Origin of the sequence: Pseudonocardia ailaonensis (genome assembly GCF_039531635.1) — a bacterium.
GTDB classification, from domain to species: Bacteria; Actinomycetota; Actinomycetes; order Mycobacteriales; family Pseudonocardiaceae; genus Pseudonocardia; species Pseudonocardia ailaonensis.
In genome coordinates this window covers 36808-49653 of record NZ_BAAAQK010000002.1, presented here as the reverse complement: position 1 = coordinate 49653, position 12846 = coordinate 36808, and the positions used below count along the sequence as shown (strand labels likewise).

Here is a 12846-nt window from a genome sequence, read left to right as displayed (position 1 = left end):
CCACGACGCCACCCACCACGCCGCCGCCGACCACCACTCCGCCGATCACCACCACCCCGCCGATCACCCCTCCGCCGCCGATCACCACCACGCCGACCACCACGTCACCGGCCACGACGACACCCGCCACCACCGCACCCACCACGACGTCCACGACACCCCCGACCACCCGGCCCACCACGACACCGGCCCCGACCACCACACCCACACCCACACCCGCACCCACGACCACCCCGGCACCGACCACCACGACCACCTCGACCACCACACCGGCACCCACCACCACACCGGCACCGACGACCACACCCACGCCCTCCACCACCGCCCCGACCACCACACCGGCACCGACCCCCGGTGATGACGGCCCGGGGGTCGAACCCGTCCCCCTGACCGCCGCGGAACGGTTCGGCTGGGGCACCCCGGTCGCCGGCTCGGACGAGTTCGACTACACCGGCGCACCCGACGCAGGCCGCTGGGCGCAGGCCGGGGAGTGCTGGCCGGGCCACACCGGGAACGGCCGGCGGTGCGCGTCCCGCAGCACCGTCGAGGACGGCAGGCTCGTCATGACCGGCCTGGCCGACGGCGACACCGGATGGCTGGCCAGCACCCACGGGACCCGGTACGGACGATGGGAGATGCGAGTCCGCAGCGTCCAGACCGGACCCGGCGCGGTGCCCTACCACCCGGTCCTGATCGTGTGGCCGGACTCCAACGCCTGGCCGGCCGACGGCGAGTACGACTTCCTCGAGAACTCCGAGCCCGGACAGCAGTGCGCGGAGGCCTTCCTGCACTACCCGCACCCCAACCTGCCCGTCCAGCAGGAGTTCGCCCGCGAGACGGACTGCGGCGCGCCCCTCTCGGAATGGCACAACATCGCCTTCGAGTGGACCCCCGACCATGTCCGCGGGTTCATCGACGGCGAGGAGTGGTTCTCCTTCACCGGCGGGGCCGGGCCGGGCGGACGGGCGCCGATCCAGGCGATGCCGAGCGGTCACCTCACCATCCAGCTCGACAACTTCGACTCCGACCGCCAGGGCCTCGCCCCGGCGACGATGGAGGTCGACTGGGTCCGGATGTACGCGGTGTGAGCGGGCGTCCGCCGGCGGGGCCTACCCGCCGGCGGGAACCCCGGTCGCGGCGGGCCGCGGCCGACGGCAGACGTAGACGTAGGCCGGGGGCAGGTTGCGCCAGACGGTGTGGGTGACCACGACCTCGTCGAACACCTCGTGCAGGGTCCGGCGGAAGCGGCGGGCCGGCGGAAGCGGCAGCGTGTGGGTGTAGGCGAAGGTCGCGAAGGCCCCGCCCGGCGTCATCGCCGCGCCCACCTGCCGGAGGATCCCGAGCTGGGACTCGTACCCGAACAGCGACCACGGCAGGCCGCTGACCACGGCGTCCACCCGGGCGGCGGCGCGGGCGGCGAGCAGGTCGGTGAGGTCGTTGGCGTCGCCGTCGACCACCTCGAGCTCGGGGTGGGCGCGCCGCAGGAAGGCGGCCAGCCGGGGGTCGAGCTCCACGGCCAGGTGCCGGGAGCCGGCGGGCAGCCGGCCGGTGATCGCGGTCGAGACCGACCCGGTCCCGGGGCCGAGCTCGACCACCACCGGGCGGCCGCTGGTCGGGACGACCGAGGCCAGGAGCCCGGCCAGGCGCGCCGAGCTCGGCGCCACGGCGCCGATCTGCCCGGGGCTGCGCACGGCCGAGGCGAGGAAGGACAGCAGAGGGCCTGCGGTGAAGTTCCGGCTGGACATCTGGGGAGCGGGGACGGCCTGCTCAGAGGTCACGGGGTAGCTCCGTAGGTCGGCATCGCGCGTCACGCTACGGCTCCCCGGCTGAGAGTGCGGTGAGCAATGCTGCCGGGAAAGGGTGATCCCTGCACGATCCGCTCACAGACGGTCTAGCGTGGCAGGGCCGAACGGACGACGGCGAGAACCTCGTCACGTGTCCCGGCGTGGGAGAACCCGGCCGCCTTGGGATGCCCGCCCCCACCGAGCGCCACCGCCACCGCGGACACGTCGACCGCCCCGCGCGAGCGCAGCGACACCGTCCAGCGCCCCGGCGCGACCTCCTTGAACACGGCCGCGACCTCGGCCTCGACGGCGCTCCGGACGTGGTCGACCACGCTCTCGACCTCCTCGGGCCGGAACCGGGCGACGACGTCGTGGGGCACGGACGCGTGCACCAGGCCGCGGGCCGGATCCAGCTCCGCGGCCCGCAGGATCGCGCCGAGCGCGTCGAGCCAGGCGAACGGGTGGGAGTCCACGAGCGCGCGCATCAGCGGCTCCACCTCCACCCCGGCCTCGACCAGCTCGGCCGCCAAGCGGTGCGGGCCCGGCCCCCCGACCCGGAACCCAACGGTGTCCGTCGCCAGCCCCGCGTAGAGGCACGCCCCGATGTCCGGGTCGATCTCGACGTCCATCCGGTCGAGGATCCGGTGCACGAGCAAGACCGTGGCCTCGGCGCGGGGGTCGAGCACCTGCACGTCCCCGAACCCGGGGTTCGACGCGTGGTGGTCGACCAGGATCGTGGTCTCCGCCGCGTCCACCCGGTCGGCGAGGATGCCGAGCCGCCGCCGGTCCGCGGTGTCGCAGCAGACCAGCACCTCGGGCTCCACCGGGACGTCCGACGGGCGGTGCAGCAGGCCTGCGACGTCGAGCGCCCGCAAGGTCTCCGACGGGAGCTCGTCCGGTTCCGCGGCGCCGTAGGACACCACGACCTGCACCCCCCGCCGGTGCAGCGCCAGCCCCAGGGCCAGCGCCGAACCGAGCGAGTCGGCGTCCGGGTTCACGTGCCCGAGCAGGACGACCTGGCCGGCGGCGTCGAGGACGTCCGCCGCCGTCTCGACGGCCTCGTCCACGTCGTGGGCGCGGTCGGCCGCCAGCGCCCGCGCGACCTCACGGGCCCGGTCCGCGGCACGAGCCCGCGCCCACACGGCCTCACGTCCCCCGGTGCTCACGCCGTGCTCACTCGGGGCTCACTCGCCGGAGTCCGCGTCGTCCTCGCGCGGCACCCGGTACGGGTTCGGGTCCCCTGCGGGATCGGCGCCGACCGCGAGCTTCGCGACCTCGGCGTCGGAGGCGCGGGTGCGGGCGAGCAGCTCCTCCATGCGGGCGGCCTCGTGCGGCACCTCGTCGGTGACGAACGCCAGGCTCGGCGTGTGCCGGATCCCGGTGCCCTGCCCCACCATCGAGCGCAGCACGCCCTTCGCGCTCTCCAGCGCGGCGGCCGCACCCGCGTTGTCCGGCGCCTCGTCGATCGTGCGGCCGAGGACGGTGTAGTAGACGGTGGCCTCGCGCAGGTCCCCGGTGACCCGGGTGTCCGTGATCGTGACCATCGCGAGGCGGGGGTCCTTCACCTCGTGCTCGATGGCCTCGGCCACGATCTGCGTGATCCGCTTGGCCAGCCGGCGGGCGCGGGCCTGGTCCACCATGACGCGCTCCTGTTCATGTCAGTCGTCCGGCCCGAGCATCCGGTGCCGGGCCGACAGCAGTTCCAGCTCGGGGCGGGCGGCCACGAGCCGCTCGCAGGAGTCCAGCACGTCCTGCACGTGGCCCGCATCCGCGGACACGCACGAGACGCCGATGAGGGCACGCCGGTGCAGGTCCAGGTGGCCCGCCTCGGCGGCGGACACGTCGAAGCGTCTCCGCAGCTCGGCCACGACGGGCCGGACCACGGAGCGCTTCTGCTTGAGCGAGTGCACGTCCCCGAGCAGGACGTCGCACTCCAGTGCTCCTACATACATGGGTGTGAGGACCGGACCGGCGGGCCCCGTACGGGGCCCGCCGGTCAGGGGATCAGGCGCGAGGCTTCTCGCGCATCTCGAAGGTCTCGATCACGTCGTCGACCTTGATGTCGCTGTAGCTGCCCAGGGTGAGACCGCACTCGAAGCCCTCGCGGACCTCGACGGCGTCGTCCTTGAAGCGGCGCAGCGAGCTGATCGGCAGGTTCTCCGCGATGACCACGGAGTCGCGCAGCAGGCGCCCGCGGGCGTTGCGGCGGATCTCCCCGCTCATCACGAGGCAACCGGCGATGGTGCCGATCTTGGAGGACTTGAAGACCTCGCGAACCTCCGCGCGGCCGAGCTCGACCTCCTCGAACTCCGGCTTGAGCATGCCCTTGAGGGCCTGCTCGATCTCCTCGATCGCCTGGTAGATCACCGTGTAGTAGCGGATCTCCACGCCCTCGCGGTTGGCCAGCTCCGTGGCCTTGCCCTCGGCACGGACGTTGAAGCCCATGACGATGACGTTGTCCGCGATGGCGAGGTTGATGTCGCCCTCGGTGATGCCACCGACGCCGCGGTGGATGACGCGAAGATCCACGTCGTCGCCCACGTCCAGCTTCATCAGGGCGTCCTCGAGGGCCTCGACGGTACCCGAGTTGTCACCCTTGATGATCAGGTTGAGGGTGTTGGTCTCCTTCAGCGCGGCGTCGAGGTCCTCGAGCGACACGCGCTTGCGGCGGCTGGCCAGCTCGGCGTTGCGCTCGCGCGCCCGCCGACGGTCCGCGATCTGGCGGGCCACCCGGTCCTCGTCCACGACGAGGAACGTGTCGCCCGCACCCGGGACCGAGGTCAGGCCGATGACCTGCACCGGACGCGACGGGAGCGCCTCGGTGACGTCGTCGCCGTGCTCGTCGACCATCCGCCGGACGCGCCCGGAGGCGTCGCCCGCGACGATCGAGTCGCCGACCCGCAGCGTGCCGCGCTGGACCAGCACGGTCGCCACCGGACCACGGCCGCGGTCGAGGTGACCCTCGATCGTGACACCCTGGGCCTCCATGGCCGGGTTGGCCCGCAGGTCCAGCGCCGCGTCCGCGGTGAGCAGGACGGCCTCGAGCAGCGCGTCGATGTTCGTCCCCTGCTTGGCGGAGATGTCGACGAACATCGTCTCGCCGCCGTACTCCTCGGCGACCAGGTTGTACTCGGTCAGCTGCTGGCGGATCTTCGACGGGTTGGCGCCCTCGACGTCGATCTTGTTCACCGCGACCACGATCGGCACGTCGGCCGCCTGGGCGTGGTTCACCGCCTCGATCGTCTGGGGCATCACGCCGTCGTCCGCCGCGACCACGATCACCGCGATGTCCGTGGACTTCGCCCCGCGGGCACGCATGGCGGTGAACGCCTCGTGGCCCGGGGTGTCGATGAAGGTGATCGGCCGCTCGACGCCCTCCAGCTCCGTCTGCACCTGGTAGGCGCCGATGTGCTGGGTGATGCCGCCGGCCTCGCCCTCGCGGACGTTCGCCTTGCGGATCGTGTCGAGGAGCCGGGTCTTACCGTGGTCGACGTGACCCATGATGGTCACGACCGGCGGCCGGACGACCCAGTCCTCCTCGTCCCCGTCGTCGCCGAAGGAGATGTCGAAGCTGTCGAGCAGCTCGCGGTCCTCCTCCTCCGGGCTGACGACCTGGACGTTGTAGTTCATCTCGGTGCCGAGCATCTCGAGGATCTCGTCCGCGACCGAGGCCGTGGCCGTGACCATCTCGCCCAGGTGGAACAGCACCTGGACCAGCGACGCCGGGTTGGCGTTGATCTTGTCGGCGAAGTCGGTCAGCGAGGCACCGCGCGGGAGCCGGATCGTCTCGCCCTGGCCCTTGGGCAGGCGGACGCCGCCCACCGAGGGGGCCTGCATCGAGTCGAACTCCTGGCGCTTCTGCCGCTTCGACTTGCGCCCCTTGCGCGCCGGACCGCCGGGACGCCCGAAGGCACCCGCGGTACCGCCACGACCACCGGGACGGCCACCGCCGCCACCGGGACGACCGCGGAAGCCACCACCGGCCGGAGCACCTGCGCCGCCACCGGCACCGGGGCCACCGCCACCGGGACGGAAACCGCCGCCACCGCCGCCGGGACGACCGCCCGGACCGCCGGGACGACCGCCGCCGCCACCGGGGCCACCACGACCGCCGCCGGGGCCACCACGGCCACCGCCGGGACCGGCCGGACGACCCGCCGGGCGGGCCGGCATCATGCCGGGGTTCGGGCGCGGGGGCATGTTGCCCGGGTTCGGGCGCGGGCCACCGCGACCGGCCTCACCGGCACGCTGCGGCGGACGCGGACCACCGGGACCACCGGCACCCTGACCGGGACGCGGGGCGCCACCGGGGGCTCCGCCGCCACCCTGCTGGCCGCCGCCGTGCTGCGGCGGCGGGCCGGGACGGGGCGCGGCCGGGCGCGGCGGGGCACCGGAGCCGACGCCGAACGGGTTGTTGCCGACGCGCGGCTGGCGCGGGCCGGGACGCGGGCCGGCGCTGCGCGGGGGCACCGTGTTGGCGCCGCCACCCGCACCGGAACCGCCCTGGGCGGCCGCGGGACGCGACTGCTCCGGGCGCGGGCCGGGACGACCGCCCTGGCCACCCTGCCGGTCGCCGCCCTGCGGGGCACCCTGACCGCCCTGCCGGTCGCCCTCGGGCGACCGCTCGGGACGTGCGGGGGCCGCCGGACCCGGACGCGGACCGGGCCGGGCCCCCGGCTGGGCCGGGCGCTCGGTCGGGGCCGCGGGGGCCGCGGATGCCGAGGCCGCCGGAGCGACCGGGGCCGCGGGCGCGTCGGGACGCGCGGGGGCCGCGGGACCGGGCCGGGGGCCGGGACGCGGACCGGGGGCCGCTCCGCCGGGGCGGGGGCCGGGGGTCGCGCCGGACTGGCCGGGCGCAGCACCGTCGGACGGCTGCGCCGGGCGCGGACGGCCGGGACCGCCGGGGATCCCCCGGCGCTGGGTCCCACCGTTGCCGGCCATGGAGTCGCGCAGCTTGCGCGCGACCGGGGCCTCCACGGTGGAGGACGGGGACTTCACGAACTCCCCGAGGTCCTGCAGCTTGCTCAGGACCTGCTTACTGCTGATGCCGAGCTCTTTTGCGAGCTCGTGAACGCGGGCCTTGCCTGCCACTGCTCTCCTTGATCTTTCCTAAGGAGGCCGGGCGGCAGCGTCCGCTCGACCTCGAACCTAGAGTCGATGCACGTTCATGGTGCGATCTTCACGACTGGCTCATGACGGGTCGACCTTGTCTTCCGTGAATGACGGCGCCGGGGCTGTCCCGGCACCCTCCTGTTGCCCCAGATGGATCCGGACCTCGGCGGAGTCCAGCGGCCCCGGGACACGAAGTGCCCGCGGGAACGCCGAGCGGCGCTCGGCCCGGTCGAGACACTCCGGCCGGGGGTGCACCCAGGCACCCCGGCCGGGGAGGCGTCTGCGCGGATCCGGGACCAGGGCCCCGTCCACCGCGACGACGCGCAACAGACCGGCGGCCAGCTCCCGGGAGCGGCACCCGACGCAGGTGCGTACGGGTTCCGGCGCCCGGTGGCGGGCCGATGACGAGTGTAGCGCGTCGTTCGTCAGCCGACCGACTCCGTACCGGCATCGCGGGCGGGATCCGGGTCACCGGGCCCCTCCGGCGCGTCCGGCCCGCCCGCGTTCTCGCGGGGGTCGGCGTCGCTGCGGATGTCGATCCGCCAGCCGGTCAGCCGGGCCGCGAGCCGCGCGTTCTGGCCTTCCTTGCCGATCGCGAGGGACAGCTGGAAGTCCGGCACGACCACCCGCGCGGTCCGCGTCTTCGGGTCGATCACCGTGACCGACACCACCTTCGACGGCGAGAGGGCGTTGCCCACGAACGTCGCCGGGTCCTCCGCCCAGTCGATGATGTCGATCTTCTCGCCGGACAGCTCGCTCATCACGTTGCGCACCCGCTGGCCCATCGGGCCGATGCAGGCGCCCTTGGGGTTCACGCCCGACACCGTCGCCCGGACGGCGATCTTGGAGCGGTGCCCGGCCTCGCGGGCCACGGCGGTGATCTCCACCGACCCGTCGACGAGCTCGGGGACCTCGAGGGCGAACAGCTTGCGCACGAGGTTGGGGTGCGTGCGGCTGAGCATGATCTGGGTGCCGCGCATCCCGCGGCTCACCCCGACCACGTAGCAGCGGATCCGCTCGCCGTGCTCGTAGGACTCCCCCGGCACCTGCTCGGTGGCCGGCAGCACGCCCTCGATCTGGCCACCGAGCGAGACGACGACCACGCCGCGCGCGTTGGCCTTGGCGTCCCGCGCGATCACGCCGGCGATGACCTCGCCCTCCTTCGCGGAGAACTCGCCGTAGGTGCGCTCGTGCTCGGCGTCGCGCAGGCGCTGCACGATGACCTGGCGCGCGGTGGTCGCCGCGATCCGGCCGAAGCCGCTCGGGGTGTCGTCCCACTCCTGGGCGACGGTGCCGTCCTCGGCCAGCTCCTGCGCCAGCACCCGGACGAGACCGCTCTTGCGGTCGATGTCGATCCGCGCGTCGGCCTGGTGGCCGTCGGTGTGCTTGTAGGCGGTGAGCAGCGCGGTCTCGATGGCATCGATGACCAGGTCGAACGGGATGTCCTTGTCCCGCTCGATCGCCCGCAGTGCGGCGATGTCGACGTTCATGCCTGCTCCTCGTTCTCGGCGCGGTCCTCGGCGCCGGCCTCTGCCGCCAGGCCCAGTGCCTCCAGTTCGGCCGCCGGTGGAGCGTTGAACTCCACCTGCACGACGGCCCGCGTCACGTCCGCGTAGCGCAGCTGCTCGCGCGCCGGCTTCTTCGCCCCGGCCTCGACGACGTCGACGGCGTCCGGCCCGGCCCGCCCCGCCCGCAGGTCCCGGGTCCCCGCCGCGGTGGTCACCCGGACCAGCCGCTGCCGCGCCCGGCGCCAGTGCTGCGGCCGGGTCAGCGGGCGGTCGACGCCCGGCGAGGTGACCTCCAGGGTGTACGACCCCGCGATCAGGTGCTCGTGGCCGTCCAGCTCCTCGGCGGCCGCGCGGCTGAGCCGGGCGATCGCGTCGAGACCGACGCCCGAGGCCTCCGAGTCGGCCGGCACGTCCACCACGACCTTCACGATGTGCGTGCGCCCGGCCGCCCGGACCTCCAGGTCGTCGATCTCGAAACCGGCGCCGGCGACGACGGGCTCCAGCACGCCGCGCAACCGCTCCAGCTGCTCGGGGACGGGGCTGGGCATGGGGCTCCTCGTGAGGGTCGTTCCGCGGGTCCTCCGGCCTGCGGGCCGGACGGCCGTCCAGCCTATCGCGCGCCCACCCGGCCGACGGCCACGGGCGGAGCGGGCGACCCACGGCGGGACACCACGAAGGGGGCTGGCAGGATGACGCTCCGTGCATCCCGGCGAGCAGCTCCCCGCCGGCGCCCGGGAGGTCCCGCCGGAGTCCGGCGGCCAGGTGGCCCGGCGCCCGCTGGCCCGGCGCCGCGTTCTCGGCCTCGGTGCGGCACTGGGCGGCCTCGCCCTCGCCGGCCCCGCCCTCGCGGCGTGCAGCCGGGCCTCCGGCGAGGAGGCCCCGGACCCCCTCGTCGCGCTCGCCCAGCGGGCCCGCACGGACACCGCGCTCGTCACCGCGGCCATCACCGCCGACCCGAAGCTGACCGACCGGCTCGACCCCGTGCGCTCGGCCCGCGCGGACCACGCCGGCGCCCTGGAGAAGGAGATCGCCCGGTACGCCGGCGCGACCACGACACCCACCCCGGCCCCGGCGGCGGCCGCCCCGGCCGGGAGCGCCGATCTGGCGGCGGTGCAGAAGGCCGTGGACGCCGCGGCCCGCGAGGCCGCCGTCCTGGTGCCCACCCTGCCGAAGGCCCGAGCCGGCCTCGTCGGCTCGGTGGCGGCGTGCTGCGCGGCCTACGCGACGGTGCTGGGATGAAGGATCTCCGATGAGCGGTGCGGTCGCGCTGGACCAGGCCTCGATCGACTCCCTGCAACGGGTGCTCGCGGCCGAGCACGCCGCGCTCTGGTGCTACACGCTCGTCCTCGCGTTCGTGCCCGCGGACCAGGCGACCCAGGCGCGCAAGGACATCGACGAGCACCGCACCCTGCGCACCCAGGTCGAGCAGACCCTCACCGACGTCGGCGCCCGCCCGGTCTCCGCCCAGCCCGCCTATGCCACCGGGGTCCCGGTCACCGACGTGCTGTCCGCCGGGCGGCTGATCGTCACCGCCGAGAACGACGTCCTCGCCGGCTGGCGCTCGGTGCTGGAGCAGACCACGTCGCAGCAGCTGCGGGTGGCGGCGCTGCAGGCGTTGAGCGCCGGCGTCGTGCGGGCCTCGCGCTGGCGGGCCGCCACCGGCACCCTGCCGACGGTCCCGGCCCTGCCCGGGATCGAACGCTAGAGCAGGGCCTTCAGGGCGCGGTCGGCGTCGTCGTCGGAGTTGTAGAGCGCGAAGGACATCCGCGCCCCGCCGCCCCGCGCCGTGACGGCGAGCCCGGCCGCGGTCAGCCGCTCCGCCGCGTCCGGCCGGTCGACGTGGACGATCGCCGATCCGGTCGGCGCGATGCCCAGCCCGTCGCGCACCCGGTCCGCCAGGCCCCCGCAGTGCCGGTGGACGGCCGTGAGGTCCAGCCCGGCGAGCCAGCCGAGCGAGTCCGCGGCGCCGACGTGGCAGTACCAGGCGGGCGAGGCGTCGAGCCGGCGCGCCTCGTCCGGGAGCACGGGCGGCAGCCCGGTCGTGCTGCCCCAGGGGTCCGCGGCGGCGTACCAGTTGGCCGCGTGCGGCACGAGGTCCAGATCGGGGTGCACGGCCATCCACGCGGCCCCCCGCGGCGCGAACAGCCACTTGTAGCAGGCCCCGACCACCGCGTCCGCCCAGTCCAGCGCGAGCGGCAGCCAGCCCGCGGCCTGGGTGACGTCGAGCAGTACCCGGGTGCCGCGCCCGCGGGCCGCGCGCAGCCCGTCGAGGTCGGCGATCCGGCCGTCGAGGGACTGCACGACGCTCACCGCGATCCAGTCCGCGTCGGCGTCGGCCAGCTCGGCGGGCGGCACCTCGGTGACCGTGATCCCGCGGCCCTGCACCGCGAACGGGTAGCTCACGGAGCTGAACTCCCCCACCGGGACCGCGACCCGCGCCCCGTCCGGGACCGCCGCCGCCACCAGCCCGACCAGCGGAGACACCGAGCCGCCCACCGCGACCCGCCCGGCCGGGACCCCGACCAGGGTCCCGAAGGCCGCCCGGGCGGCGGCCACCACGCCGTCGAAGTCCGTGGCCCGGCCGGTGCCGTGCCGCCAGGCGTCGAGCGCGACGGCGACCGCGTCCGCCGTCGCGGTCGTCGGCACCCCCACCGACGCGGTGTTCAGGTACCCCGCGGGCACCTCGAAGATCCGTCCGAATGCCTCACGTGCCTCTCGCATCCCTCCTAGCCTAGGGACATGCGCACCGAGCTGATCGAGATCCGGACCGGCGGGACCGAGCAGGTGGTCGACCTGGGCCCCCGGATCGACGGGTACCTGCGCGGGGCGGGCGCCCGCGAGGGCCTGCTGAACGTCTGGGTCCCGCACGCGACGGCCGGGATCGCCGTGATCGAGACGGGGGCCGGCAGCGACACCGACCTCCTCGCCGCGCTGCGCACGCTGCTGCCCGCGGACGACCGCTGGGAGCACCGCCACGGCAGCTCCGGTCACGGCCGCGACCACGTGCTCCCCGCCCTCGTCTCCCCGAGCCTGTCCGTCCCGGTGCTCGACGGCCGCCCGGCGCTGGGCACCTGGCAGTCGATCTGCCTGGTGGACACCAACATCGACAACCCCGTCCGCACGGTCCGGCTCTCGTTCCTCGCGGGCTAGGGAGGGGCCGCAGGTCGGGCCTCCTGCGCGCCGCTAGAGCCCCCGCACCGTCCGGGCCGCGGCGGCCGATCCCGCCGCGGGGCGCAGCTCGCGCAGCCGGTGCACGGCGGCGGCCTCGCCCTCGTCCGTGCGCAGCTCCCGGAGCTCGGCGATCTCGTCCGGGTCCAGGTCCGTGACGGGCAGCTGGGCCAGCATCACCCGGCGCGCGGGCTCCACGGAGATCAGGGCGAACGCGAGCAACACCCCGCCGGCCGTCCCGTTCCCGGTGAGGAACACCACGGCGGCCGCGACCGCCACCACCACGGGGACGGCCCACATCGCCCGGACCAGGGTCCGGTAGCCCTCGGGTGCCGTCGACACGCCCGACACCCCACCACACCGCCGCGGTCCCGTCGAGTTCCCGTCGGGCCACGGGTCGCCCACCGGACCCCTCCCCCGGGCTACCCTCGGCCCTGTGAGCGGTCCGGAACCTCCCGAACCGACCGATCCGGACCTTCCCCGCTGGCCGGGCCAGCGCTATCCCGCGGTCCCCGGTCGACCCGGCGAGCCTCCGTTGCCCTCGCCCGCCGATCCGCTCCCACCCGGCCATCCGTGGGCCCCCGCGCCCCCGGCGCCCCCGGCGCCGCCCCGCGCGCGACGCCGGATCGCGCCGGCCGTGGCCGCCGTCGTCGTCCTGGTGCTGGCCGCGCTCGGCGGCGGCGCCTACCTGATCGCGGACACGTTCGGCCCGCGCGTCCCCGCCGGCTTCCGCACCGTCGGCGAGCCGTGGATCGGCTACGCCGTGCCCGGCGACTGGACGGCGGTGCCCGGCGACGGGCCACGCACCCTCGGCGTCACCTTCAGCGGGGGCGCCACCGGTCCGTCCTACGAGTGCCGCGGCGGCCACTACGTCCGCGGGGTGGTGTCGAGCGCCCTGGTCCGCACGAGCGCCGACCCGAGCGTGACGGCGCGCCGGTTCGCCAACGGCTTCGGCCGCAGCTTCTACACGGGGCTGGGCGGCCAGCTCCCGCGGCTGCAGACCGGTGCGCCGCAGCAGGTCCGGATCGGCGAGGTCACCGCCGTCCTGGTCGAGGTCACCTCCACCGCCACCGCCGACGCGGGCTGCCTCGCGGGCAGCGGCACCACCTTCGTGCTGGCCGTCCCGGTCGCCGGGGGCACCGCCGTGCTCGTCGCCAACGCGGACCGCGAGGGCGGCCCGGACACCCCCGCGCTGACGAGCCACGAGGCGCTGCGGGCGGTCGTCGACAGCGTCACGCTGCCGGACCGGTAGCGTCCGGTAACGGCCCCGCGGC

Annotated in this window: 16 protein-coding genes; 5 read left to right on the top strand and 11 right to left on the bottom strand. The window is 75.2% G+C overall.

The genetic code is table 11. The features are described from left to right. On the bottom strand, nucleotides 1–337 hold a 337-nt coding region (locus ABD324_RS02410), incomplete at its 3' end, for a hypothetical protein (RefSeq protein WP_344411855.1). A gap of 226 nt (nucleotides 338–563) precedes the next feature. Between ABD324_RS02410 and ABD324_RS02405 the strand changes: the two genes are divergently transcribed. Further along, on the top strand, nucleotides 564–1088 hold the full coding sequence (locus tag ABD324_RS02405) for a glycoside hydrolase family 16 protein (protein ID WP_344411854.1): 525 nt from the start codon (nucleotides 564–566) through the stop codon (nucleotides 1086–1088). Nucleotides 1089–1109: 21 nt separating this feature from the next. Here the strand turns inward: ABD324_RS02405 and ABD324_RS02400 are convergent, their stop codons facing one another. The 8 genes from ABD324_RS02400 to rimP all read right to left on the bottom strand — a co-directional run bounded on the left by ABD324_RS02400 (nucleotide 1110) and on the right by rimP (nucleotide 8952). Then, complete coding sequence (locus tag ABD324_RS02400) at nucleotides 1110–1745, bottom strand: class I SAM-dependent methyltransferase (protein ID WP_344411988.1); 636 nt, start codon at nucleotides 1743–1745, stop codon at nucleotides 1110–1112. A 146-nt stretch (nucleotides 1746–1891) separates the two neighbouring features. Then, nucleotides 1892–2851, bottom strand: a complete 960-nt coding sequence (locus ABD324_RS02395; RefSeq protein ID WP_344411986.1) for a DHH family phosphoesterase — start codon at nucleotides 2849–2851, stop codon at nucleotides 1892–1894. A gap of 117 nt (nucleotides 2852–2968) precedes the next feature. Continuing rightward, a complete protein-coding gene (gene rbfA / locus ABD324_RS02390) occupies nucleotides 2969–3424 on the bottom strand; it encodes a 30S ribosome-binding factor RbfA (protein ID WP_344411853.1) in 456 nt (151 codons plus the stop codon). A gap of 18 nt (nucleotides 3425–3442) precedes the next feature. Continuing rightward, complete coding sequence (locus tag ABD324_RS02385) at nucleotides 3443–3736, bottom strand: DUF503 domain-containing protein (protein WP_344411852.1); 294 nt, start codon at nucleotides 3734–3736, stop codon at nucleotides 3443–3445. A 52-nt stretch (nucleotides 3737–3788) separates the two neighbouring features. Beyond that, on the bottom strand, nucleotides 3789–6875 hold the full coding sequence (infB, locus tag ABD324_RS02380; protein ID WP_344411851.1) for a translation initiation factor IF-2: 3087 nt from the start codon (nucleotides 6873–6875) through the stop codon (nucleotides 3789–3791). 99 nt (nucleotides 6876–6974) lie between these two features. Further along, nucleotides 6975–7325, bottom strand: coding sequence for a YlxR family protein (locus tag ABD324_RS02375; RefSeq protein ID WP_344411984.1), 351 nt, complete (start codon nucleotides 7323–7325; stop codon nucleotides 6975–6977). Then, nucleotides 7322–8386, bottom strand: coding sequence for a transcription termination factor NusA (gene nusA / locus ABD324_RS02370; RefSeq protein WP_344411850.1), 1065 nt, complete (start codon nucleotides 8384–8386; stop codon nucleotides 7322–7324). Before nusA ends, ABD324_RS02375 begins: the two co-directional genes overlap by 4 nt. Beyond that, nucleotides 8383–8952: a ribosome maturation factor RimP gene (gene rimP / locus ABD324_RS02365; RefSeq protein WP_344411849.1), complete on the bottom strand. Its 570-nt coding sequence runs from the start codon at nucleotides 8950–8952 to the stop codon at nucleotides 8383–8385. The genes nusA and rimP overlap by 4 nt, the downstream gene beginning before the upstream one ends. A 151-nt stretch (nucleotides 8953–9103) precedes the next feature. Between rimP and ABD324_RS02360 the strand changes: the two genes are divergently transcribed. Together ABD324_RS02360 and ABD324_RS02355 are read left to right on the top strand one after the other, a co-directional pair. Beyond that, the gene (locus tag ABD324_RS02360; protein WP_344411848.1) at nucleotides 9104–9643 is read left to right on the top strand and encodes a hypothetical protein; all 540 of its coding nucleotides are present in this window, start codon (nucleotides 9104–9106) and stop codon (nucleotides 9641–9643) included. Nucleotides 9644–9653: 10 nt separating this feature from the next. Next, nucleotides 9654–10109, top strand: a complete 456-nt coding sequence (locus tag ABD324_RS02355) for a ferritin-like domain-containing protein (protein ID WP_344411847.1) — start codon at nucleotides 9654–9656, stop codon at nucleotides 10107–10109. Here the strand turns inward: ABD324_RS02355 and ABD324_RS02350 are convergent. Beyond that, nucleotides 10106–11125, bottom strand: coding sequence for an aminotransferase class V-fold PLP-dependent enzyme (locus ABD324_RS02350; protein WP_344411846.1), 1020 nt, complete (start codon nucleotides 11123–11125; stop codon nucleotides 10106–10108). The two genes, ABD324_RS02355 and ABD324_RS02350, sit on opposite strands and share 4 nt — an antisense overlap. 18 nt (nucleotides 11126–11143) lie before the next feature. Here ABD324_RS02350 and ABD324_RS02345 point away from each other — a divergent pair, with 18 nt between their 5' ends. Then, on the top strand, nucleotides 11144–11554 hold the full coding sequence (locus ABD324_RS02345; protein WP_344411845.1) for a secondary thiamine-phosphate synthase enzyme YjbQ: 411 nt from the start codon (nucleotides 11144–11146) through the stop codon (nucleotides 11552–11554). A gap of 33 nt (nucleotides 11555–11587) precedes the next feature. Here the strand turns inward: ABD324_RS02345 and ABD324_RS02340 are convergent, their stop codons facing one another. Then, a complete protein-coding gene (locus tag ABD324_RS02340) occupies nucleotides 11588–11914 on the bottom strand; it encodes a hypothetical protein (RefSeq protein WP_344411844.1) in 327 nt (108 codons plus the stop codon). 94 nt (nucleotides 11915–12008) lie between these two features. Here ABD324_RS02340 and ABD324_RS02335 point away from each other — a divergent pair, with 94 nt between their 5' ends. Next, nucleotides 12009–12824 (top strand): DUF8017 domain-containing protein, encoded by an 816-nt coding sequence (locus ABD324_RS02335; protein WP_344411843.1) that lies wholly within the window; start codon nucleotides 12009–12011, stop codon nucleotides 12822–12824. Nucleotides 12825–12846 lie beyond the last annotated feature (22 nt).

What these genes read in the sequence shown, in the direction of transcription:
- ABD324_RS02405 (WP_344411854.1), top strand. Translation starts at nt 564, where the DNA reads ATGACCGGCCTGGCCGACGGCGACACCGGATGGCTGGCCAGCACCCAC.
- ABD324_RS02385 (WP_344411852.1), bottom strand. Translation starts at nt 3,736, where the DNA reads ATGTATGTAGGAGCACTGGAGTGCGACGTCCTGCTCGGGGACGTGCAC.
- rimP (WP_344411849.1), bottom strand. Translation starts at nt 8,952, where the DNA reads ATGCCCAGCCCCGTCCCCGAGCAGCTGGAGCGGTTGCGCGGCGTGCTG.
- ABD324_RS02355 (WP_344411847.1), top strand. Translation starts at nt 9,654, where the DNA reads ATGAGCGGTGCGGTCGCGCTGGACCAGGCCTCGATCGACTCCCTGCAA.
- nusA (WP_344411850.1), bottom strand. Translation starts at nt 8,386, where the DNA reads ATGAACGTCGACATCGCCGCACTGCGGGCGATCGAGCGGGACAAGGAC.
- ABD324_RS02350 (WP_344411846.1), bottom strand. Translation starts at nt 11,125, where the DNA reads ATGCGAGAGGCACGTGAGGCATTCGGACGGATCTTCGAGGTGCCCGCG.
- ABD324_RS02400 (WP_344411988.1), bottom strand. Translation starts at nt 1,745, where the DNA reads ATGTCCAGCCGGAACTTCACCGCAGGCCCTCTGCTGTCCTTCCTCGCC.
- ABD324_RS02345 (WP_344411845.1), top strand. Translation starts at nt 11,144, where the DNA reads ATGCGCACCGAGCTGATCGAGATCCGGACCGGCGGGACCGAGCAGGTG.
- rbfA (WP_344411853.1), bottom strand. Translation starts at nt 3,424, where the DNA reads ATGGTGGACCAGGCCCGCGCCCGCCGGCTGGCCAAGCGGATCACGCAG.